This is a genomic window from Nitrospirota bacterium (assembly GCA_016207885.1).
Classification (GTDB): domain Bacteria; phylum Nitrospirota; class Thermodesulfovibrionia; order UBA6902; family UBA6902; genus JACQZG01.
In genome coordinates, this window is record JACQZE010000025.1 from 1 (window position 1) to 21,537 (window position 21,537).

Annotated in this window: 26 protein-coding genes and 2 tRNA genes; 8 read left to right on the forward strand and 20 right to left on the reverse strand. The window is 44.9% G+C overall.

Going from position 1 to position 21,537, the window contains the following annotated elements:
• Window positions 1-75 precede the first annotated feature (75 nt).
• A complete protein-coding gene (locus tag HY807_10615; GenBank protein ID MBI4826853.1) occupies window positions 76-2,343 on the reverse strand; it encodes a choice-of-anchor D domain-containing protein in 2,268 nt (755 codons plus the stop codon).
• Between the two features lie 239 nt (window positions 2,344-2,582).
• The gene (locus HY807_10620; GenBank protein MBI4826854.1) at window positions 2,583-3,251 is read right to left on the reverse strand and encodes a tetratricopeptide repeat protein; all 669 of its coding nucleotides are present in this window, start codon (window positions 3,249-3,251) and stop codon (window positions 2,583-2,585) included.
• Between the two features lie 282 nt (window positions 3,252-3,533).
• On the opposite strand from HY807_10620, the gene HY807_10625 reads away from it, so the two are divergent.
• From HY807_10625 to HY807_10645, 5 genes are all read left to right on the forward strand, one after another.
• The gene (locus tag HY807_10625) at window positions 3,534-4,352 is read left to right on the forward strand and encodes a transketolase (protein ID MBI4826855.1); all 819 of its coding nucleotides are present in this window, start codon (window positions 3,534-3,536) and stop codon (window positions 4,350-4,352) included.
• Window positions 4,345-5,289: a transketolase family protein gene (locus HY807_10630; GenBank protein MBI4826856.1), complete on the forward strand. Its 945-nt coding sequence runs from the start codon at window positions 4,345-4,347 to the stop codon at window positions 5,287-5,289. The genes HY807_10625 and HY807_10630 overlap by 8 nt, the downstream gene beginning before the upstream one ends.
• 76 nt (window positions 5,290-5,365) lie before the next feature.
• Window positions 5,366-6,250, forward strand: a complete 885-nt coding sequence (locus tag HY807_10635; GenBank protein ID MBI4826857.1) for an ABC transporter permease — start codon at window positions 5,366-5,368, stop codon at window positions 6,248-6,250.
• Window positions 6,251-6,253: 3 nt separating this feature from the next.
• A complete protein-coding gene (locus HY807_10640) occupies window positions 6,254-7,441 on the forward strand; it encodes a peptidoglycan DD-metalloendopeptidase family protein (GenBank protein ID MBI4826858.1) in 1,188 nt (395 codons plus the stop codon).
• A gap of 27 nt (window positions 7,442-7,468) precedes the next feature.
• The gene (locus HY807_10645; protein ID MBI4826859.1) at window positions 7,469-8,818 is read left to right on the forward strand and encodes a S41 family peptidase; all 1,350 of its coding nucleotides are present in this window, start codon (window positions 7,469-7,471) and stop codon (window positions 8,816-8,818) included.
• 66 nt (window positions 8,819-8,884) lie between these two features.
• On the opposite strand, the gene HY807_10650 is transcribed toward HY807_10645, so the two are convergent.
• The 11 genes from HY807_10650 to hisI form a co-directional block, all read right to left on the reverse strand.
• Window positions 8,885-9,040 carry a hypothetical protein gene (locus HY807_10650; protein MBI4826860.1) on the reverse strand — a complete coding sequence of 52 codons (156 nt, stop codon included), beginning with the start codon at window positions 9,038-9,040 and terminating at the stop codon, window positions 8,885-8,887.
• 86 nt (window positions 9,041-9,126) lie between these two features.
• Complete coding sequence (locus HY807_10655) at window positions 9,127-9,522, reverse strand: hypothetical protein (protein ID MBI4826861.1); 396 nt, start codon at window positions 9,520-9,522, stop codon at window positions 9,127-9,129.
• Window positions 9,523-9,689: 167 nt separating this feature from the next.
• The gene (locus tag HY807_10660; protein MBI4826862.1) at window positions 9,690-9,935 is read right to left on the reverse strand and encodes a hypothetical protein; all 246 of its coding nucleotides are present in this window, start codon (window positions 9,933-9,935) and stop codon (window positions 9,690-9,692) included.
• Between the two features lie 112 nt (window positions 9,936-10,047).
• Window positions 10,048-10,281 (reverse strand): hypothetical protein, encoded by a 234-nt coding sequence (locus HY807_10665; protein ID MBI4826863.1) that lies wholly within the window; start codon window positions 10,279-10,281, stop codon window positions 10,048-10,050.
• A gap of 69 nt (window positions 10,282-10,350) precedes the next feature.
• Window positions 10,351-10,554 (reverse strand): PspC domain-containing protein, encoded by a 204-nt coding sequence (locus HY807_10670; GenBank protein ID MBI4826864.1) that lies wholly within the window; start codon window positions 10,552-10,554, stop codon window positions 10,351-10,353.
• Window positions 10,555-10,579: 25 nt separating this feature from the next.
• The gene (locus HY807_10675) at window positions 10,580-10,810 is read right to left on the reverse strand and encodes a hypothetical protein (protein ID MBI4826865.1); all 231 of its coding nucleotides are present in this window, start codon (window positions 10,808-10,810) and stop codon (window positions 10,580-10,582) included.
• A gap of 218 nt (window positions 10,811-11,028) precedes the next feature.
• On the reverse strand, window positions 11,029-11,262 hold the full coding sequence (locus tag HY807_10680) for a hypothetical protein (GenBank protein ID MBI4826866.1): 234 nt from the start codon (window positions 11,260-11,262) through the stop codon (window positions 11,029-11,031).
• Between the two features lie 110 nt (window positions 11,263-11,372).
• Window positions 11,373-11,449: transfer RNA gene (locus HY807_10685), tRNA-Arg, on the reverse strand.
• Window positions 11,450-11,467: 18 nt separating this feature from the next.
• Window positions 11,468-11,544, reverse strand: a tRNA-Pro gene (locus HY807_10690).
• A gap of 47 nt (window positions 11,545-11,591) precedes the next feature.
• Window positions 11,592-11,936, reverse strand: coding sequence for a YraN family protein (locus tag HY807_10695; GenBank protein MBI4826867.1), 345 nt, complete (start codon window positions 11,934-11,936; stop codon window positions 11,592-11,594).
• Window positions 11,936-12,274 carry a phosphoribosyl-AMP cyclohydrolase gene (hisI, locus tag HY807_10700; GenBank protein ID MBI4826868.1) on the reverse strand — a complete coding sequence of 113 codons (339 nt, stop codon included), beginning with the start codon at window positions 12,272-12,274 and terminating at the stop codon, window positions 11,936-11,938. Before hisI ends, HY807_10695 begins: the two co-directional genes overlap by 1 nt.
• A gap of 86 nt (window positions 12,275-12,360) precedes the next feature.
• On the opposite strand from hisI, the gene HY807_10705 reads away from it, so the two are divergent.
• From HY807_10705 to HY807_10715, 3 genes are read left to right on the forward strand one after another with little or no spacing between them, the layout of a single operon-like run.
• On the forward strand, window positions 12,361-12,927 hold the full coding sequence (locus HY807_10705; GenBank protein ID MBI4826869.1) for a DUF4390 domain-containing protein: 567 nt from the start codon (window positions 12,361-12,363) through the stop codon (window positions 12,925-12,927).
• A complete protein-coding gene (locus tag HY807_10710) occupies window positions 12,924-14,978 on the forward strand; it encodes a HAMP domain-containing protein (protein ID MBI4826870.1) in 2,055 nt (684 codons plus the stop codon). The genes HY807_10705 and HY807_10710 overlap by 4 nt, the downstream gene beginning before the upstream one ends.
• A 54-nt stretch (window positions 14,979-15,032) precedes the next feature.
• Entirely contained in the window at window positions 15,033-16,385 is a 1,353-nt protein-coding gene (locus tag HY807_10715; protein ID MBI4826871.1) for a sigma-54-dependent Fis family transcriptional regulator, read from the forward strand.
• Between the two features lie 2 nt (window positions 16,386-16,387).
• Here the strand turns inward: HY807_10715 and HY807_10720 are convergent, their stop codons facing one another.
• The 7 genes from HY807_10720 to HY807_10750 are packed head-to-tail and all read right to left on the reverse strand — an operon-like array spanning window position 16,388 to window position 21,531.
• Window positions 16,388-17,008 (reverse strand): hypothetical protein, encoded by a 621-nt coding sequence (locus tag HY807_10720; protein ID MBI4826872.1) that lies wholly within the window; start codon window positions 17,006-17,008, stop codon window positions 16,388-16,390.
• A complete protein-coding gene (locus tag HY807_10725) occupies window positions 17,005-17,595 on the reverse strand; it encodes a hypothetical protein (protein ID MBI4826873.1) in 591 nt (196 codons plus the stop codon). Before HY807_10725 ends, HY807_10720 begins: the two co-directional genes overlap by 4 nt.
• Window positions 17,579-19,126 carry a PilN domain-containing protein gene (locus tag HY807_10730; GenBank protein MBI4826874.1) on the reverse strand — a complete coding sequence of 516 codons (1,548 nt, stop codon included), beginning with the start codon at window positions 19,124-19,126 and terminating at the stop codon, window positions 17,579-17,581. The genes HY807_10725 and HY807_10730 overlap by 17 nt, the downstream gene beginning before the upstream one ends.
• Window positions 19,116-20,093 carry a general secretion pathway protein GspK gene (locus HY807_10735; GenBank protein MBI4826875.1) on the reverse strand — a complete coding sequence of 326 codons (978 nt, stop codon included), beginning with the start codon at window positions 20,091-20,093 and terminating at the stop codon, window positions 19,116-19,118. Before HY807_10735 ends, HY807_10730 begins: the two co-directional genes overlap by 11 nt.
• A 14-nt stretch (window positions 20,094-20,107) precedes the next feature.
• Window positions 20,108-20,701 (reverse strand): prepilin-type N-terminal cleavage/methylation domain-containing protein, encoded by a 594-nt coding sequence (locus HY807_10740; GenBank protein ID MBI4826876.1) that lies wholly within the window; start codon window positions 20,699-20,701, stop codon window positions 20,108-20,110.
• On the reverse strand, window positions 20,685-21,074 hold the full coding sequence (locus HY807_10745) for a prepilin-type N-terminal cleavage/methylation domain-containing protein (protein ID MBI4826877.1): 390 nt from the start codon (window positions 21,072-21,074) through the stop codon (window positions 20,685-20,687). Before HY807_10745 ends, HY807_10740 begins: the two co-directional genes overlap by 17 nt.
• Window positions 21,052-21,531, reverse strand: coding sequence for a type II secretion system protein (locus HY807_10750; protein MBI4826878.1), 480 nt, complete (start codon window positions 21,529-21,531; stop codon window positions 21,052-21,054). Before HY807_10750 ends, HY807_10745 begins: the two co-directional genes overlap by 23 nt.
• Between the last annotated feature and the right edge of the window lie 6 nt (window positions 21,532-21,537).

Sequence of the window (21,537 nt, forward strand, 5' to 3'; positions counted from 1 at the left end):
AAAGAGCAATACTGATACGATTAACAATGATATTTTTATGCTCTTTTTCATAATATTATCTCCTATCAATTCATTTTAAGGACAATCGTATGTTAAAGTCCCTGTTGTCGTCATATACATGAAGTATCCCTGCCCCTGGTGCAGTGAATTTAAATTATTATACGGAAAGCCCTTAATAAACAGCTTGCCCTTCCCGCTTACAACAATATTATAATTGCCATCAATACACCTTAAGGCATCTGCAGGATTTAATCCCTCATCACCCCTATATCCAACCTGTACCCAGCCTGCTGTAAGTGTGCTTGTAGCAGCCTTTGAAAGCTTCTCACCTGGAAGGGTTATTACTATATCCTGATTTGCATATATCCAGTAAGCCCTGTCAGGAAGCAGTTTCTTAAGCGTATTAAATGGGGATCCAGGTATATGCACCTTCCCTTCAGGTCCGATAAGCAATAGATAATCTGTTGAGGATAACCCTATATCAGTCATTGCGGCATCAATATTTTCCACTGAATTCATGGCCGCCCCTGAAGCATATTCTCCCTGATCCGGCTGCGAGCCTGCCTTATAATAACCGACATCACTTATCCATCCAACAAGATTCCAGCCGGCATTAAGAGAAACATCGATACCAGGAACTTCAACTTCAGCAGCGGTAACAATAATCTGAGCAGTATCTATACCAACACCACCGTCATCATCTGTCACCCTCAGTCCGACTGCATAGTTACCAACAGCATCATATGTAATCTGCGCACCGTTACCGGATGTCTCATATATACCATCGCCATCAAGATCCCAAGCGTAATTAAGAACATCAGTATTCCCGGAATCTACAGCTGAACCCGAAAGAAGAACAGCGGTTCCTGCCACAGCGGAATAAGGCCCGCCGGCATCTGCCACAGGAGGAACATTGTTTATCATTATAGTAGTAGTTGTTGTGCCAATAGCGCCAAGATTATCAGTAACCTTAAGCCCGATAGTAAAAGGCCCAAGAGGGCCATCAATGGAGGCGGCATCAAATCCCATGGGGTTGCCAATCGTTTCATAGACTCCGTCGTTGTCTAAATCCCATGCATATGAGACTATTGAGCCATCAGCATCTGAAGAACCCGAAGCATCAAGCAGCGAGGTTGTCCCCTCGTTAACATTGTACGGCCCGCCTGCATCAGCTACAGGTGACTGATTAGGCGCTGCAACCCCGTCACCGCTCAGCGCCACAACAAGAGGGCTGGAAGGATCATTAGAGTATATATTTATTTCAGCGCTCTTTAATGCTACTGAAACAGGCGACATAGCAACTATCACCTCGCATGTATCAGCAGGAGCAAGGTTGCTTCCATTACATGAATCAGCCTGAACAATAAAATCTTCTACATCAGCGCCGGCAATTACAACAGACCCTAATTGTAAATCACCATTGCCTATATTATATACAGTAAATTTCTGGGTAACTGAGGAGCTTCCAACATATGTATTGCCAAAGTCATGAGACTGGGGGACAACAGTTGCATAGGCTGGTCTATTATCAGTAATTCTATAAACCTCTACACCATAAGTATAAAATGATGCAACATAAATCTTATTACTATTGCTGATAGTTATATCAACAGGCGTCCTCATAGGATTAGCAGAATCATAAAGCGCGCCAAGATGAGTACCATCATTATTATATACCTGTACTACATTCTGGAATACATCTGTAACATATACCCTCCCCTCTTCATCAACAGCCACACCGGAGGGCCTGAACAGCTTATTTGCTCCTATTCCGTAATCACCAAAACTGCGCATGTAATGTCCACTCATGTCAAAAACCTGAATCCTGGCACCTTCATAGGTACCTGCCGATGAAGATATTACCTGAAGGTCAGTCACTATAATCTCTCCGGCCAATGCATTAATAGCAATTGAAGTAGGATAATGGAAAAGCCCATTTGTATTACCGGAACCACCGAAGGAAAAGTTAAAAGTGCCGTCAGCATTATATACATAAACCACATCTCTTTCTGAATCCACCACATAAATATTTCCTGCAGCATCGAGAGCTATAGAAGCAGGCTTTAAAAAATTGCCGAAACTATTTATATAGTTACGGTTCTTGTCATAAACCTTTATTGTTCCACTGCTATCTCCTACATAAATACTGCCATTCCCAACTGCGACACTAATGGGTTCACTAAAACCATGTATAGTGTCTATATATGTTCCGTCACTGCCATAAATTACAAGTTTATTGCTCTTAGAATCAGTCACATATAAATTGTCATAAGCATCAAGAGCAACACCTGAAGGTGCCTGAAGCTTGCTGCTTATAGACTGTAGCCTGACATAATCAGGCATGACCGCTGCTTGGGTTTTAGCGGCAAAAGCAAAGGTTGACAATAAAAGTAGTGCAGAAATTGTAAAAATCGTTTGTATTTTATGTTTATATGTGGTCTTCATGTAATATAAGAAAGCAAAAACGATACCAAAAAAGATAACTCAATAAAAACAACGAGTTGTACCTATCATGCATATTGAAAAAAGTCTTTATAGCACCCACATGAGTGTTTTCACACAATAATCACAACAATAATAAATTATGGCCGATTATTTCTGGATTTTATTTCTTCCAGCCTTGCTTTAGAGGTAATTCCGTCACCAAAATCAGGAAACAGCCTGATAACTGCATTATACCCGGCTTCAGCTTCTTTCAGATTGTTAAGTTTGTAGTTTGATTCGGCATACATAAATAAAAGTGTTGGACTGCCAGCAGAACCGGATTTAGAGTAATCATTGAATGCGTCTCTGGCCAACACTGAGAGTTTTTCCCACTGTCCGCTTTTCAGGTAACTCGTGCCTAATGTTGTGTCAACAAGGTATTTGAATTTTGAGCCGGGATACCTTTTTATAAAATCGTTATAATGCGATTCAGCCTTGACAAATTCAGGCGGGTAGTAATCAGTCAATAAAATAGTGATCAGCCTGTAATAACTTTCCTGAGCAAGCGGAGCATCCGGATAATTATTTATGATCTCAAGATACTTCTTCTGCATCTCGAGAAGAACCTCATCCCTGTCAGCATCAGATGCCGATAAATCGAGCAGTTCACGAAAGACATTAATAGACTTGGTCTCCTGTTCCTCCTGTGGTACAGGTGATCTCCTGGCAGCACCGCCCTCCGGTCCGGATATTTCCTTTATCGGTGAAGTCGCGCACCCGTAAGAAAGCAAAACAAAAGCAATTAAAATGATAACTGTTTTTTTCATCAATATTGTTTCCAATTGTATTATTATACTTATGTTGTTATTTTACACTGTCTGATAAATATTTTCATATTTAATAAAATCTGCACATGTTCGACTGGTCAGGCCGATGTCATGCTGAATCTGCTGCAGCCATTATATTAAACCGGTCGATTTGTTGCTTATGTTTGCCATGAAAGATTATAATTTCACGTATTTTTTAGACCTCTTCAGAATATATTTGTAAATTTTTATCAAAAAAACCATTTCCGATAATTTGGAGGATTAATGAGCTTAAACGGACAGATAACCGATGTAAACAAGCTTAACAATATCGCAAGAGAGGTTCGTATCGATATCCTGAAGATGCTCACCTCTGCCGGCTCAGGCCATACCGGCGGATCTCTTTCAGCTACTGATATTGCAGTAGCAATATATTTCTCAAAGATGAGATACAACCCTCAGGATCCTTTATGGGATGGAAGAGACAGGTTCATTATGTCCAAGGGCCACGCAGCCCCATTGCTGTACGCCGTCCTTGCAAAGGCAGGGTACTTCTCAAAAGATATCCTCAATGACCTGCGTAAGATCGAGTCTCCGCTTCAGGGGCACCCATGCTGCAAGAGCCTTGCGGGAGTCGAGGTATCCACCGGCTCTCTGGGCCAGGGGCTTTCTGTCTCCAACGGCATGGCGCTGGGGCTGAAGCTGGACAATAATCCGGCAAGGATCTACTGCATAATGGGTGACGGCGAGGTACAGGAAGGCCAGGTATGGGAAGCTGCCATGACATCCGCACATTATCATCTCGACAATCTGTGCGCGGTCATTGACAGGAACGGCCTTCAGATCGACGGCCCTGTCGAAAAGGTAATGGGAATAGAACCGCTTACTGACAAATGGGCCGCATTCGGCTGGCATGTTATCAATATTGACGGGCATGACATAAAAGCGGTACTCGGCGCTCTCAACGAAGCAGAGAAGACCAAGGGCAAACCAACAATGATCATCGCCAATACGGTTAAGGGCAAAGGCGTGTCATTCTTTGAAGGCAAGGTCGAGTACCACGGCACTACCCCGTCAGTTGAGCAATTAGATAAAGCAATTAAGGAGATAAATAATGTCTGATACCGCAAAGAAACCTAAAGCAACAAGAGATGCATACGGGGAAGCGCTTCTTGAGCTTGGAAGAAAGAGGAGTGACGTAGTCGCCCTTGACGCCGACCTGTCGGGTTCTACAAAAACAAACAAGTTCGCTAAAGAATTCCCGGAAAGGTTTTTCAACATGGGTATTGCCGAGCAGGATATGATAGGGACTGCCGCCGGCCTCGCCCTTACCGGGAAGGTTCCATTTGCTTCAACATTCGCAGTGTTTGCAACAGGGCGGGCATGGGACCAGATAAGGCTTACACTATGTTACTCACGCACAAACGTAAAGATCGTCGCAACTCACGGAGGCATTACCGTAGGAGAAGACGGAGCATCGCATCAGGCGCTTGAGGACGTTGCCATTATGAGGGCGCTTCCAAATATGAACGTTGTTGTTCCCGCGGATGCCGCAGAGACCACATCGGCAATTAACGCAGTAGCATCCATGAAAGGGCCTGTCTATGTAAGGCTCGGCAGGGCCAATGTGCCGTACGTAATGCCTGATGATTACAGCTTCACTCTCGGCAAAGCACATGTCTTTAATATGGGAAAAGATGCGAATATTATAGCCTGCGGCATAATGGTAGACCTTGCGCTCAAGGCGGCTGAGATACTGAAGCAGGGCGGCATAGATACCGGGGTCATAAATATGTCAACGATCAAACCTCTTGACGAGGCTGTACTGCTTGAGGCCGCAAAAAATTCAAAATTACTTGTTACAGCAGAAGAGCATTCTGTTATCGGGGGACTGGGCGGCGCTGTTTCAGAGTTCATCTCGGAAAATCATCCTGTAACAGTAAAACGCATAGGCATCCAGGATACATTCGGATGTTCAGGACTGCCCTCTGAGCTCCTTACGTACCATGGCCTTACAGTTGAAAAGATCGTCGAAACAGTAAAGACATCACTGGGATAATGATCCGTTTCTCAAATGTTTCAAAGTATTTTGGCAAAGAACCTGTACTCACTGATATATCATTCACAATAACCGGATGAGGACGCTGCTGTATTCATATGATGCCGCTCTTCAGAATCTCTGGCGTGAAAAGTGGATAAACCTCCTTGCCGCTCTCTCAATAAGTACGGTTATGCTGATACTCGCCGCATTCCTTATATTAACAGCCAACATCGAATCATTTACCAATAAATATTTTAATGATTTCCGCATTATTGTCTATATGGATGAAGGCATCGGCAAAGATGAAGAAGACAGATTAAAAACACTTTTCCGGCAAGACAGCGACATATCAAGCGTAAAGCATATATCAAAGGAAGATGCCTTAGCGGAGCTGCAGAAGGCCCTGGGCACGGACAACTCACTACTTGAATCTGTTGACAGCAATCCGCTGCCCTCATCTTTTGAGCTTAAACTGAAACGTGGGGCGCTACGTCCTGCCCTCGTTAAACAAAAAGCAGCAATGATACTTCAGATTCCCGGGGTGGATGATGTTCAGTCCGGAGAAAAATGGCTCGCATCCTTTGTCAGGATAACCAGAGCCTTAAGGGCATTTGCATTGATAACCGGCTCAGCATTATTTACCGCTGTCATCTTTATATCATTCAGCACAATAAAGATACTCTTTTCCAGAAGAAAAGAAGAGAAAAATAACCTGAAGATGCCTGACGCGACAAGAGGGTCTATAAGGCTGACGTTTCTGCTCGAAGGCATCATCATCGGAACGCTTGGCGGCGCTGTCTGCTCATCTGTCATCCTGTTTTCCTATCCTGCAATTACCTCAAAATTAATTGAGCTTCTTCCGGAAACAGGGACATCTCTCTTCCATCTGCCTTTGGATATGTTATTGTTTGGCCCCATTGCCGGGGCGTTGCTAAGCCTTACAGGCAGTTTCATTGCAGTCGGAAAGAATAAATACTGACAAATGGAAACAAGAGAAGCAAAGACATTCCTTCTTATAATTTCAATAGTTTCTATCTCGCTTGCAGCTTCCTGTTTTTCACTTCTTCATGCGGCAGCCCCTGAAAAAGAACTTACAGATATCAGCAATAAAATCAAGGAGAGAAAAGAAAAGGTCAAAAAGACCAAAGAGGAAGAAAGGTCATTATCCACAAATCTGAAGACGATCGGCCTCTCACTCAAGGAGAAAGCTGATAAGATCCGCAAATACAATCAGATGATATCAGAAAAAACAGCCAATATAGATTCCGTTGATCAAAATATCACTTCCCTGCAGGCCGGCCTGGAAAAGAGGAAAAAAGTTCTTAATGAGCGCCTTCAAACAATATATAAGTTAGGGCAAAATGAGACAGCACATGTTTTCACATCTGCTGTCGACTATCAGAAGCTTGAAAGAAGAAGAAAATATTTAAGTTATATTGCGGAATACGACCGAAGATTGATTGATGATTATAAAGGTGGCCTTGTTAAGCTTGACGTTAATAAGAAATCGCTTGAGACACTTAAGGGCGGCCTCGAATCAGACAGGAAGCTTCTCAGTGAAAAGACCAGGGAACTGGAGGCGCAGAAACGCAAAAAAAGCACCCTGCTCACATCAGTAAAAGAGCGGCGCGGCAATTACGAAAAAGAGCTTGCGGAGCTGACAAAGGCATCAAAGAGGCTGCGCGCAATGATGAAGAGGATTTCAAGAATTGGAAGTTCAAGACCTTCTGCAGATAAAGGCTTCAGCTCCATGAAGGGCATACTGCCCTGGCCTGTCAGCGGCAGTATTGTTGTTCCATTTGGTAAATACATAGATCCTGAGCTGAAAATACCTGTCTATAAGAACGGGGTGGAGATCAAGACAAGCCCGGGAAGCCCGGTAGAGGCGATAATGGGCGGCAAGATAGTATTCGCTGACAAGTTCAAGGGGTATGGGCTGCTGGTAATTATTGATCACGGCGGAGGATACCACTCTCTCTACGGACAGCTGTCAGAGATTTTTCATAAAACAGGTGCTATAATAAAGAAAAACACAGTCATTGGTAAAGCAGGCATCTCAAAGTCACTTGGAATTCCCGCTCTTTATTTTGAGATAAGGGACAATGGAAAACCCATTGATCCTTATAATTGGCTGATGAAAAATAGCATTAATAAGACTTCAAAAAAATAAAATTATTTAATGTAATTACGAGGAGAAATGCTTAAAAACAAATCTTATTTCTGGTGGGTACTTATACTTCTTCTAATGATGACGCCTCTTGTGCTGAGCAAATGGGGGGCTGTTGAATCTGTCAGCGCTTATGAGGGGGAAGCATATAAAAGGATCAAGACCTTTGTAGAGGTGCTGTCGCTTGTAAAACAGAATTATGTTGAAGAAGTTGATGACAAGGAACTGGTATACGGCGCTATAAGGGGAATGCTGAGTTCCCTTGACCCGCATTCATCCTTCATGACCCCTGATTCCTATCATGAGATGCAGATAGAGACCAAGGGAGAGTTCGGTGGGCTCGGCATACAGATAGGAATGAAAGACAATATGCTTACCGTTATCGCTCCTATTGAAGATACCCCGGCCTTTGTCGCAGGAGTCAAGGCAGGCGACATGATCATAAAGATAAACAATGAGACAACAAAAGACCTGACCCTAATGGAAGCAGTTAATAAGCTCAGGGGAGATAAAGGCACTTCTGTAACCATTACGATAGTCCGGGCCGGCCTTGAAAAACCGATAGATTTCACCATCATAAGGGACATAATAAAGACAAAGAGCGTAAAGCATAAGATAATAGATAATGAAATAGGGTATGTCAGGCTTATGCAGTTTCAGGAGCAGTCAGCTGCTGACCTTGAGACCGCTTTAGTGGAAATATCCAAGACTAAAGGCATCACAGGGCTTGTTCTTGACCTGAGAAATAATCCCGGCGGGCTTCTTAACAGCGCAGTTGATGTATCAAGCAAGTTCCTCCCTGCAAACAAGCTTGTCGTCTATATCAAGGGAAGGGTCGGAGAAAAGACGGAATACAAGACTAAAAACGGCAATAAACCTTATGATTATCCGATGATCATTCTCGTTAATGAAGGAAGCGCCAGCGCTTCCGAGATAGTTGCAGGAGCCTTGCAGGACTGGGGGCGTGCCGTGATACTGGGCACCAAGACATTCGGAAAGGGTTCGGTTCAGACGGTTATGGAGCTGAGTGATGGTTCAGGCCTGAGGCTGACAACCGCGCGTTATTATACACCCAAGGACAGGTCGATCCAGACCACCGGTATCGAGCCTGATATTACAGTAAAGTCAGAGAACGGAACCGGCAACCACCCTGTTGTCAGAGAGAAGGACCTTGCAAGGCATCTTGAAAACGATTCAACAAAGAAGAGCGCAGACAAAGAAGATAAGAAGGATGAAGCAGTAGACAATACAGCCGTTAACGAAGAAGACGCTGCTGAAGCAGTGGCAAAAGATGAAAAGGCTGAGGACATTCAGCTTCAGCGTGCGGTTGACCTTCTTAAGGGATGGCAGGTATTTAAGGAATTGAAAAAGGCATCATAATAATACGCATCATATTAAATACGGCAAAAGACTCAATGACATTAAGTCATTGAGTCTTTTTTTATTCTAATCTTCTGAATTAACAGGGGCTTCTGCTTCAACATCCCTGGGAGTCTCTTTAACGCTGTTCTGCCGTTTCAGTCTCTTCTCATCCTGCTTTTTCTTCCGATCCAGTTCTTTTCTCCTCTTATTGGCACCATACATGCCCGCGCGTACCGCCATAGTCGCCTCTCCTTTTAATCCGAAAAATATTCTCTAAAGTTAAATTAAACCGTCAAACCATCAATGTGAATTTTACTGCGGAACAGCTAATGCGATGAGTGTTTACCTTTATTATTGTACTTGATATTGACCTTATAGGAGATCCCGACATCACCTGAGATATAAGAATCTTTACTTACCTTGAATACTTCCCTGCCTGTTCCGTTCTTTTTATGTTCTTTAACCATAGAACTGATAAATGGGGTCAGGTTAAGATTTCCATAAAGACAATCCTTAATAATGCAGTTTATATCAAAATAGGCATAACTGGATTGAGAAAAATTAAGAGTGCGTTCAAGAGAAAAGGAACTCGATGTCTTCCGGTCATAGGTCATATGGATCACAATATCCGAAACATCAGGGAAACATTTGGAAACAAGGCCTACTGCTTTCATCTTTTCATCCATCTGAACCTTTTTTGCCATATAACTTTGATTTTTCATCTACCCATCCTTTTAGAATGTATTTTTTACTGATGAAAACTTTTTTGCTTATCTATTATACGCCCTTCATCTATTTAATTCTTTTTTAGGCTGATTATATTTTTCCCCTCTAAGAAGAGGGGTGCAGGGGTGTGTATCAAGAGGGCTTAGGAAGTTATGTTTTAAAGCTAAATTCTATGCTTCTGAAGAAGTTCGATCCTTGTCGGGCAATGGCAGCTGAAAGAAGATCCATAACAGAGGATGTAAGGGCAATGCTGTTTAAGCGCCTCGTTTTCCTTAAGAAAAATGCCGTTCCCTAATAAATAACGGTCTATAGAGCAGGAACAGTTCTCAAAATTGCCGTCTAAGCATGCAAAATCATGGTCGCATTTTTTTGTTTTTCTGATAGTTTCTTCACTGATCGGGTAACGCATTGTTGCTCCTATAAGTAAACAGTATGAAATTTTCGCGAAAAAAACAAGGGGGAATATTTCAGTACGCTTGTCAGAATTGTATCCGGGCAACAAAAAAGTCGGAGAGTCTGTTCTATTTATTATAGACCCTGTAAATCTCAACCCGCGCAGGACATGTGCAGATGAGATCATCGCCCATTGTCTTCATATACGGGCATTCTTCCAGAGTTCTTTGGGCAATATGAAGAAAACCGGCACGGGGTTTACCGATAATACAAAGACAGGGATCTTCGGAATCCTTGCACATGAAATCATGCGGGCATTCAGAAGCCCGCTCAAAAAATATTTTATCGATATCAAAAGACATTGGATTATATTTCCTTGCGATAAGCTTAACATTTTCATTGAAGGGCTATCTACTCGGACAGAAGCTAAACTACTTCTTGTCCCCGGGCATGCAGATCCACAAGACCACATACAGCAATAATCCCGCGCCGAAAGCCAGCATAGAGAATAAAAACCCGGCTCTCCACATCCAGGATGGAATCGGTGTCGCTTCACCCAATCCTCCACACACGCCTCCGATGAAACGATCCGTAGAAGACCTCTTGGCATTCTTTAAATTCTCCCAGATGCTCATATCTTCCTCCGATGTGCTGCCCAGCCTACTTTCTTCTTAACTGCTTTTTAGCTGCCTTAACTACCTTAGCCGCTTTCTTCTCAACCACCTTAGTTACTTTAGTTGCTTTTTTCTCAACTGCCTTTGCTACGTTAGTAACTTTCTTCTTAGCTACCTTAGTTGCTTTAGCTACATTCTTCTCAACTGCCTTAACTGCCTTAGCCGTTTTCTTCTCAACTACCTTTGCTGCTTTAGCTACTTTCTTCTTGATAGACATTTAGCCTCCTGTGAAAAATAAAATGTTTACGATTTATGGGATTGTTAATGATGCTATGCCTTAAGAAACAATATAAGCAAATAATGAATTTGTCAACAAATTTTTTGTAGGTATTGGCAAAATGGAGGTGGCATGGAGCTGGTTTCAGGATTTGGAACGGGAGTGCGTATTTGAATGTATTTCCATTTGCGGATTGATAACGAAAAACTCACTAATGATTATGGATTATCATCAGCAGATGTTATTAATGGAGTAGGCGTACTACTGGGCAACTCCTCAGCTCTTGCCTGTGTTCGCCAGACAATATCAGCTATTTCACGAATCCTGTCGACAAATGGCTTAGCATCGTCACCAAACTTTGAACCAGCAAATGAGAGAGTTACATAACATCCGAGAATTGAAATGATGAGGAATGAAATAATTATCGTTTTTTGTAATGTTCCTTTATGCATAGGAAACAATATAAACAAATGATAAATTTGTCAACACTTTTTTTGAGTATTGGAAAACATGGAGTAAGACATGAAGATGCTCATATGAAATGATTACTACCTGAAAAATATGGTGCCCCCTGCAAGAATCGAACTTGCGACACCAGGTTTAGGAAACCTGTGCTCTATCCAACTGAGCTAAGGGGGCTTCATAAGATCAAGTATTTGGTCGGGGCGAGAGGATTCGAACCTCCGGCCTCACGGTCCCGAACCGTGCGCGCTACCAGGCTGCGCTACGCCCCGTGACAGAAATAATACCATATACGCAGGAAGAAATTCTAAGGGAGATACTAAACTTCAAACGCGTCCCTGATAAGCTCGATCTCAGGCTTCTGATTCTCATAGCATATGCTGACAATATCAAACCGGCACGGCGGGGTCTCTTTGAGCTTCTTCAGGTACAGGAGAGCGACATTCGCTATCTTGCGCCTTTTTGTCTTGTTAACCGCTTCAAACGGTCGGCCGTACAAAAGACTTTCTCTCGTCTTGACCTCAATAAATACGAGCGTCTCACCATCCTGCGCGATGATATCTATCTCTCCGAGAAAGGTCTTGAAGTTCTGCTCTAATATTCTATAACCGCTCTTCTGAAGAAAAGTTACGGCAATGCCCTCACCCTTCTCGCCTAACCTCACTACTGACTGCCGCTCCCATCAACATCTATGCTCCTGTAAAAGCATGTTCTATTTCCCGTGTGACATGCTCCCTTGCCTACCTGCTCCACTTTTATAAGCAGGGTATCCTCATCGCAGTCATAGAGGATCTCCTTTACAAGCTGAACATTCCCGGATGTCTCGCCCTTCATCCAGTACTTCTGGCGCGAGCGGCTCCAGAAATGCGTCTTGCCGGTATCAACCGTTTTCTTAAGAGATGTCTCATTCATATAAGCAAGCATCAGAACCGCGTTGTCGCTTACATCCTGGATTATGACCGGTATCAGCCCGTTTTCCTTGTATTTCAGTTCAGGTATCATCTGTTCTCCTTAACTCTCAACTTTTAACTTTTCACTTTTTTGTGTATCTTATAATCTCAATGTTATTTCGTATATATAATATAGAGATGAAGAAAGGCCTTTTTGCTTTTACGGCAGCCCTGCTGTTAGCGCTGGCGCCCTCTTTTGTCAATGCCTCTTCAATGAAGATCATAGGCCCGGACGCGATGATAAAAGAGAATGATATCATTGTAACCACCGGGGTAGCTAATGTCAAAGACCTGGAGAAGAGCGTTAACTCAGGCATTGAAAAAGAGGTCATCTTCACGGTTGAGCTCTTTCGCGTATGGGCATTCTGGCCTGATGAGTTCGTCTCTGCCAAAAAGATAAAGATGATGATCAGATATGATAATCTCCGTGACCAGTACTGGGCATCTTCTACCGGCAATGACGGCATGACAGCTAAAAGGTTTAAGGATTTCGAATACATTCAAAACTGGTTATCCTCAATAAGCCCCATATCACTGGGAAATGTAAAAGGTTTTGACGAGGGAGAATATTATGTCAGGGTCGTCATTGAGTCAAAGAGCAGGGAGTATCCTCTGTTTATCGGCATGCTGATGCACCTCATACCTGAGACCGAGATGAGCCTTGCGAAAGAATCCGGAACATTCATTGTCGGAGATGCCAAGTGAAGAACCTCAAGATAGTCCTCGGCCTTCTCGGGATGAGCATCCTGGGAATATTCATAACCGGGATTGTTCTCAACTATATCGGGATCGAGCACGGCCCGCTGCTTATAAAGATAGGGCTGGTCTTTATCTCTGTTAATATAATTCTCTTCCTGTTTCTTTTGATATTCTTCGTAGCGCGCAACCTCCAGCACCTTTATTCCGAGAAGAAACAGAAGACCATCGGATCAAAGTTCAGGATAAAACTTGTAAGCGCATTTATGGGCCTGACACTTGTCCCATCGATCCTTCTCTTCATCCTCTCCCATGAACTTATCAAAAGCTCTATTGACACATGGTTCTCGATAGAGGTTCAGAAACCGATATATGACACTATGGACATAGCCAAGACGTTCTATCTCGAAGAACGGCAGAATGCCGTTATATATGCCGAGCTTATAGCATCCGGCAAGGGCATCATCATGACAGACGGAAATGTAAATTATCATACTGATAAGTTCATCACTCGCCTGATCAAGGGCACTGACAACCCTGATTCAGACCTTGTCAGGGAAGCATTTACGGGAAAGTCCGATACTGAAGTGATATCCGGCGAAAACGGCGATACGATAAGGGCGGCGGCGCCGGTCTATGAGAATGGAAAGGTCACATCTGTTGTTATCGTTGAAACCCTGATCTCAAAAGATGTGGTCAACAAAATGGAGTCTATCAAAAAAGCATTCAATGAATATGTGCAGATAAGCGCACAGCAGAACCCCGTAAGGTTCATCTATTTCATGATGCTGACCGTGGCAACACTGCTCATCATCTTTCTTGCGCTCTGGATCTCGCTCCGGATCGCAAAGAGTATAACGGTCCCGATCCGTTCACTTGCGGAGGCGACAAGCACTGTTGCTCACGGCGACCTTGACTTCAGGATCGGCCTCAAGAGAGATGATGAGATAGGCATGCTGATAAACTCCTTCAACCAGATGCTTGATGAGATAAAGAACGGGAAACTCTCCCTTGAAACCGCGTACAAGGATTCAGACCGCAGAAGGCTAAGCATGGAGGCTATCCTTGAGACCATCAACACCGGGGTCATAGTCTTTAACCGGCCGGGAAGGATAATCACCCTGAACAAGGCGGCCTCATTAATGCTTGACATCGACAAAGACAAATTTACCGACAAGGGTTACAGGGAACTCCTCGACAAGCTTAATTCGGAAGAGATAGATTCGATGGTAAAACGTCTTGGAGAAAGGGGCTTCGGTTCGGTTGAGAAAGAGATACATCTGTATATCAACGGCAGGCCTATGGACCTCCGCGTATACATCGCGGCATTAAAAGACTCGGCAGATAACTTTTTAGGCACCCTCGTCGTCTTTGACAACCTCACCGAAACGATATTGGCACAGAGAGCGCTCGCATGGCAGGAGGTTGCAAAGAGGATTGCTCACGAGATAAAGAACCCTCTGACGCCGATACGCCTTGCCGCTGAGAGATTACTGAAAAAATGGAACAGCAAATCCGATGATTTTGATGATGTGCTCAGAAGGTCGACAAATACCATAGTGAAAGAGGTGAACAGCCTGAGGTCCCTTGTTGACGAGTTCTCAAGGTTCGGAAAGATGCCGAAGATAAATCTGGAGTTCTCAAACATAAAAGATATACTGGACGAAGTAGTTGAGCTCTACAGCAATCTCAGGGATACAAAGATCATAACCTCGATCAAAGAGATGCCTGAGATAGAAATAGACAGGGAACAGATAAAGAGGGCCCTGATAAATCTGATAGACAACGCAGTACAGGCTCAGACAACCACCATTTGGCTTAATGCCTTTCACGACCAGTCCCTCGACCTCATAAGGATAGAGGTGATCGATGACGGAACAGGCATTAAAGAGGCTGACAAGGAAAAACTCTTCTTCCCTTACTTCTCTACAAGGAAAGAAGGCACAGGGCTCGGGCTTGCCATAGTGAACAGTATCATATCAAAACACAGGGGATACATAAGGGTACAGGACAATGCGCCCAAAGGCACTCAGTTCATAATTGAACTTCCGGTGGGATAACAAAAGTTTCAAGTCAGAATGTATAATTAATAAACCTTTTATATTTAGAACGATATGGCTAACATTCCAAAAGCAAAGATACTTGTCGTAGATGACGAAGAGAGCATATTAGAGACCGTTTCCGGGATTCTTGAAGATGAAGGCTATGAGGTTGCCACAGCCGCTTCAGGAAAGGAAGGCATAAGGCAATTCAAGGAAACCTCGCCCGATGTCGTGCTGCTTGATGTCTGGCTGCCTGATACCGACGGCCTGGAGGTCTTAAAAACCATCAAGGCAGATGCTGATGCGGTATCAGTGATAATGATATCAGGCCACAGAAATATTGAAAAAGCGGTCGAGGCCATCAAGCTCGGCGCATACGACTTTCTTGAAAAGCCGTTGTCTCTTGAGAAAGTGATAATCCCCATAAACAACGCTCTTGAAAAGCAGAGGCTTGAGAGGGAGAACATTGAGCTCAGGAACACTATCTCGAAAAAATGGGAGATCATCGGCGAGGGGCCTGCCATGAAGACTATCAAACATGAGATAGCAACAGCCGGCGCCTCTCAAAGCAGGGTCATAATATACGGCGAGAGCGGGACCGGCAAGGAACTGGTTGCCCGTTCGCTTCATGAGGCGAGCGACAGAAAGGACAGGGATTTCATAGAGGTCAATTGCGCTGCCATCCCGCAGGAGCTGATCGAAAGCGAACTCTTCGGGCATGAGAAAGGCTCCTTCACCGGCGCCTCAGACCGGAAGAAGGGCAAGTTCGAGCTTGCTAACAGAGGCACCCTATTCCTTGATGAGATAGGCGACATGTCAATGACCACACAGGCAAAGGTGCTCAGGATAATAGAGACCCAGGAGTTTCAGAGTGTCGGCGGAAGTAAAAACATCAAGGTGGATGTGAGGATAATCGCCGCTACCAACAAAGACCTTCTTAAAGAGATCAAGAACGGAAATTTCAGAGAAGACCTTTATTTCAGGCTGAATGTTATACCAATCCATATGCCCCCGCTCAGGGAGAGGAAAGAAGATATACCGCTGCTTGTTGAACATTTTCTCGCAAGCCTTGCAAGGCAGTACGGCCAGAAGAAGAAGATAATGAGCAAGCCGACGCTCAACTCGCTGATGGGCTATGACTGGCCTGGAAATGTAAGAGAGCTCAAGAACACGATCGAGCGTTTTGTAATAATGAACCCTACCGAGATCATCGATGTTGTTGACATCCCTTCAGCAAAAAGCTCCGGCATCGTCCTGTCAGGCGACAGGACGTTAAAAGACGCGAGAGAAGAATTTGAAAAAGAGTTCATCCTGAAAAAGCTGCAGGAGAACAACTGGAACATCTCAAAGACCTCGGAGATTTTAGAGATAGAAAGAAGCAACCTTCATAGAAAGATGAAGGCGTTGGGAATAGAGACCCCGTAGGATCATTGAACAACATTGGGGTCTTCCTCAGGGTTTTCCTCCAGATCTTCAGTGCGCGTCGGCGTCTCTGTCTTAATGTTCGGGGCAGGTATTATCTTGCGCTCCCTTATTGTCGGGGTCGGCGTCGGAGTAGTAGTCTTGGTCAGTCCCTTATCCTCCCTGAGCTTTAATTCTATCGTCTCGTCACCCCTTAAAAGCACAACCTTGTCTTCCTGTATATCTTTTACAACAAAGTCCCCGATCGTATCATTGATAAAGTAGCGCTTTGTGTTCTTTGTCTCAGGATCCTTAAGCATGGCGGACTTGCTGCTGCCGATGATCAAAGTGCCAAAGAGCTTTGGAACTTCTTTGGATACTGCCTGCCCCGGGCCATTCTCGGTCTTTGCAACAGGCATTGCCCTTGCAGGGCTGAATATATTCCTGTCTGATATCACCTGAAAGACCGACTCGCCCGGGAATCCTATCTTCGGGGCTATCGGCACGCTTTCCTGCCTGACTTCCGCAGGCCCGGTCTCTGAAGGCAGATCAACGGAAAACTTTACGGCATTATACGCCTTTATCCCGAGAAAGCTTATCAATACAAGAAGCGCCAAATTTATTAAAAAATAATTCCGGAATATCATTTCTCTTCCTTAACCGCTCCTTCATCCGCAGGCTTCCTGATGAAGCCGGTTATCACCGCTGTAACATATACATCTTGAGGGTTATTGGCATTAGTCACCCTTACTTTCAGGTCCGTAATATTAAGCAGCAGCGCGGACACCCTGATCCTGTAAAGAAAGCCCTTCAGCTTTTCCGTATCTGAAATAAAACCTATCTCAACCGGAACACCAAGATAATAGCCGGCGTCAACAGCCGCGAGGGTGCGTTCAGACTTCATCTCTATCAGCTGGGAAGAGAGCGTATCCTTCAGAATGCTCTGAAGCTCAGCAGCGGCAACAGGCGGCTTATCGCCGTTCAGCAGCGATTTCTGCTCTGTTGAGGCGCTCTGTTTTATCCTGTCCAGTTTCTCCTGAAGAATCCCCATGTCAGACAGGTTCTTCATCTGCTTTTCAAGCATCATCTGCTTTGCATCGGTCAATTCCGCCATCTCGGTTCTGGTATCCCCATACCATCCGCTGATCCAATAAATAATTATCAGAACGGCCAAAATCGTCCCTGTAACAATAACCCTCTTCTCTCTTGCGCTGACTCTAAATGGCAGGTTCATCTTTTGTCTCCACTACAGGTTTTGTAATGTCAGATTCATCTTTTATCTCAGCAACAGGTTTAACAACATATGCCTTGATCTTGAATCCCTCTTTGTCCTTTGTTTTGTTTATAGACCCGACAAACTGGACATTCTCAAACATTGGAGAAGCCTCTAAAAGAGAGATGAGTTTTGAAGCTGAATCCGAATACCCGCCGATCAAAAGCTCACCTTGGGCATTTTCCTTATCACTGTGGATGGCCTTTCCATACTGGAAGTTGGATATCCATGTATCATCCGGCAATATATTTGTAAGCTCTGCCAGCATCTCGATTGTTAACTCGCTCCCCTCAACAGCAGCCAGAAAATCGTCCTGCTTTCTGAAGGATTCCAGCTCGGCGGAAAGTTCCCTGTATTTAATGATCCTGGGCTCATTCCTGATCAGTTCTTCATCTATCCGTTTAAGCAATTCCCTCTGCTTCAGAAGATCCGATGCCCCGATAAGAACGATCAGGGATACTGCGATGCATGCCAATATCTTTGCCGCAAAGGAGGCGCCCCTGTTCATCTCATAATCAAGCTTATGAGGAAGTATATTTATTCTGTATCTTCCTATGCCGAGCTCGCCGAAACAACCGCCCACGGATGGCGCCAGGCCTTTTGTATCTTTAGAACCTGCCGCGCCTGAAAAACGAGGAAGCGCTTTAACCGCGACCTTAACTGCTCCGGTACCGGAGGAGAGGCTATCGGCAAGCCCCGGGAATAGAGAGTCATCGCCTGAAACGATAAGTTTTTTATATCCTTTAAGGTCAAGCCCGGCCTTTATCTCGTCAAGATAGCCCTGGATATCTCCGGATAAAAGCTCTGAAGCATCATCTGAACCGCATGGGAATGACCGTACACGCAAAGCGTAGCCATTTCTTATGACAGCAAGGCTGGCCGCCGCCTTATCAATATGAAGAGAGATATTTGTTTCGCCCTTCTGCGACAGGCGCCCGGCTCCCGGCTTGATGCCTATGACACTCTTCCAGCCGCCTGCATGAATGCCGCCGAGTTCAACAGCATTCAGCACGGCAAATGAAGAGACCGTTATGCTTTGCGGCTCTAATGAAAGTTTCCTGAGGAATTCGCGGACCTTCTCAGCCCTGCTCTTCTGCACGGTCACAAAAACAACAGAACAGGCAGAATCCGTCTCCTCAACAACCTGAAAATCATAGAGCACCGTATCCATATCAAAGGGGATATGGCGCTCTATCTCATACTTCATCATATTGGGAAGCGCCTTTCTGCCCCTGCCTTTTACAGACGGCACATCGGCGAACTTGATAAGCGCCCATCTGTCAGGGATGGTGACAAAGGCCTTTCCCGCGCCGGCTGAGCGCCTCTTGAGATGTTCCCTTATCGCGGCTATCGTTATATCATCATCCTTAAAAGGGAATGATGATGAAGACAGCAGGCTTACGCCCGATAACCCGTTCTTCAGTATCGATACCGTAAGCGAATCTTCCCTGAACTCTATTCCTGTAAAGACACCGAAAAGTTTACCCGGCATAGTTATCATTCCAGTATAATGTCTCCAGCCCTTTAGCTGTCTTCTGCGCAGTCACCTTTATGCTCCTCTTTATCGTACTGTCCCTGTTAAAGCCGGTCGATATGATCGTGAAATAATTCGAAGTCACAGCGCCGCCGGGAACCGCGTTCGGCCTGAAACCCGTATCCACCTGGCTCCTTATGTTATTCGCAGTATCAAATCCAAAGACAGCCTCAAGCACTCTGGATGCTGACGTGCTGAGATTTATCTCGTTTGAACCCCATACTGTGAAATAGTCTTTGATCCCCTGATATTCATTCTCTCCGCCTGCCGCGTTTGAGCCGTAAAATATCTCAGGGGTGACACCCTTCACAAGCAGCAGTTCCTCAACAGAATCAAAGTTGCCATCCTTGCAGCTGTAAGGAACAGGCAATGACCGGTAATAATCCTCTTCAGCGCCGTTAATCATATGCAGGCTGTTAGGGTCGCGCCAGTCAATGATAGAGTCAACAACTATATCAGTTGCGGCTGTCTCAACGCCTGAGCTCTCAATTATATACCTCAACTGGTTAACCGAGGCTGTATTAATATTAAGCTTCCCGCTCTCATCAATAATAGTATATTTGAAACTTCCTTTTCCAAGCTGCACATCCCTGTTAAAGATGAAATTCCCGTCAGCTTCCTCATTCAGGCTCCCCTCACGCCGCTCGAAGGACAGGTTCCCGTCCCCGTCAAAATATACATAAGCATCTCCCGGCACGGACATTATCTCCGACTTGGCCTGTTCAAAGCCGGCAAGCGCCAGCTGGTATGCCTCCTCCTCCTCCTTGAAGTTCCTTGTGATGTTCAGCTCTGTCCTCATGGTGTTGGAGAACTCGGCAACAATAACAAGGAGCATGACGACTATCCATATAACAAGTATAAATGCCGCTCCGCCCTTCTCATTCAGAAGATGGCCAGTATCAGCCCTTTCAATCTTATCACACATTCCGGGAAGCATCATCATTTCAGCCTTAAGGATGCGGGCATCGTAATTATAAACGGTTCGAACGGGTCTATCTGCACCCTGACAGCATCGGGAAAGCCCTCCCCCGCCTCCCATGACTCAAGCCACTCATCCTCTGCTGACGAGAAGTAAGAGAACGTGACCTTGCCGATCTCCGGGTCGAAAACCTCTTCATCACCTGATATCTTGTCATGAAACTCCTTGTCCGGAAGCGGCCCCTCCTTATAGTAAAGCACGCCGTCCTTATAAAAATATCTTACCCATTTAAAGCCTGAAGAATCCGCGTCTGTAAGTACTGTGACAAACATCAAAGAGTCGCTCTCGCCTTCAAATATCACCGCCCTCTCGCCGTCAAACACCATCCAGTAAGGGTAAGCGGACTTTATCTGCTGTGAGATGAGGCCGGACAATATCCTCAGCTTCTGTGTCTGCGCCGTCTCTGACTCTCCCCTTTCCCAGGCATTCATCCCGAGCCTGAAAACACTGCCCACTATCAGTGTGACAATGCTCATTATCGTCATCGCAAGCAGGATCTCAACCAGCGTAAATCCGTCCGGGTTTAACCGGACTGCATTATGTCGACTCATCATCTGTCAATGCCTTCAAGCTGACAAGCTCTATTGAACTCTCCTTTGTAACCGCTGTTGTCCATGATATCTTTACTTTCAGCTGCCATAAGTTATACCTTGCCTCTTCAGAAAACATATAAGGGACAAGCTCGGCCTCCCATCTGAAACCGTCATTAAAATCCCCGCTGCCCGCGGCAGGCTTAAAAGAAAGCTCCTCCATCTTTTCCTTTGCATGTACGACAGCCCTCGTATAGTCGCACGAGGACCTGCTCGCCCTCAGCCCGGCGGAAAAGAGCCGCATTACCATTACAAGGCATATTGACATGATCGCTATCGAGACGATCACCTCGATAAGAGTGAAGCCTCTGCTTCTACAGCTTCGGGTTCTCAACATTGACCCTCCCGGTAAGCCTGCTGACCGATATAACATATTTTTTGCTCTCGTTCATTATCTCCATCACCCCGGCTGATGAACCGCCCTGGGGAGTGAATTCTATCTGAAAGAGGTTAGGCACTATTTTGTTAAATCCGATACGCCGCAGATCCCGGGGCAGCTCCTTTTTAAGGCGCAGGTTAGCCAGGTCTTTATTTTTGTCCATCCCCGCGTCATACAGGCCGTATGTCATAGTGACATTATTTACTATAAAAAAATAAGACTTCTTCTCTGATATTGCGCGGCTTCGCGCAAACCTCAGCGATGCTGATATCTCTCTCGCAGCCTTCTTGATCTCAGTGCCGCCTGACTTCCTGGCCACTACTATTCCGGTGACGCCTGCCGCTATCCCCATGATCAGCATCACAATAACAAGCTCAAGAAGCGTGAAGCCTCTTCGGGATGGATCAGGTCTCATATTACA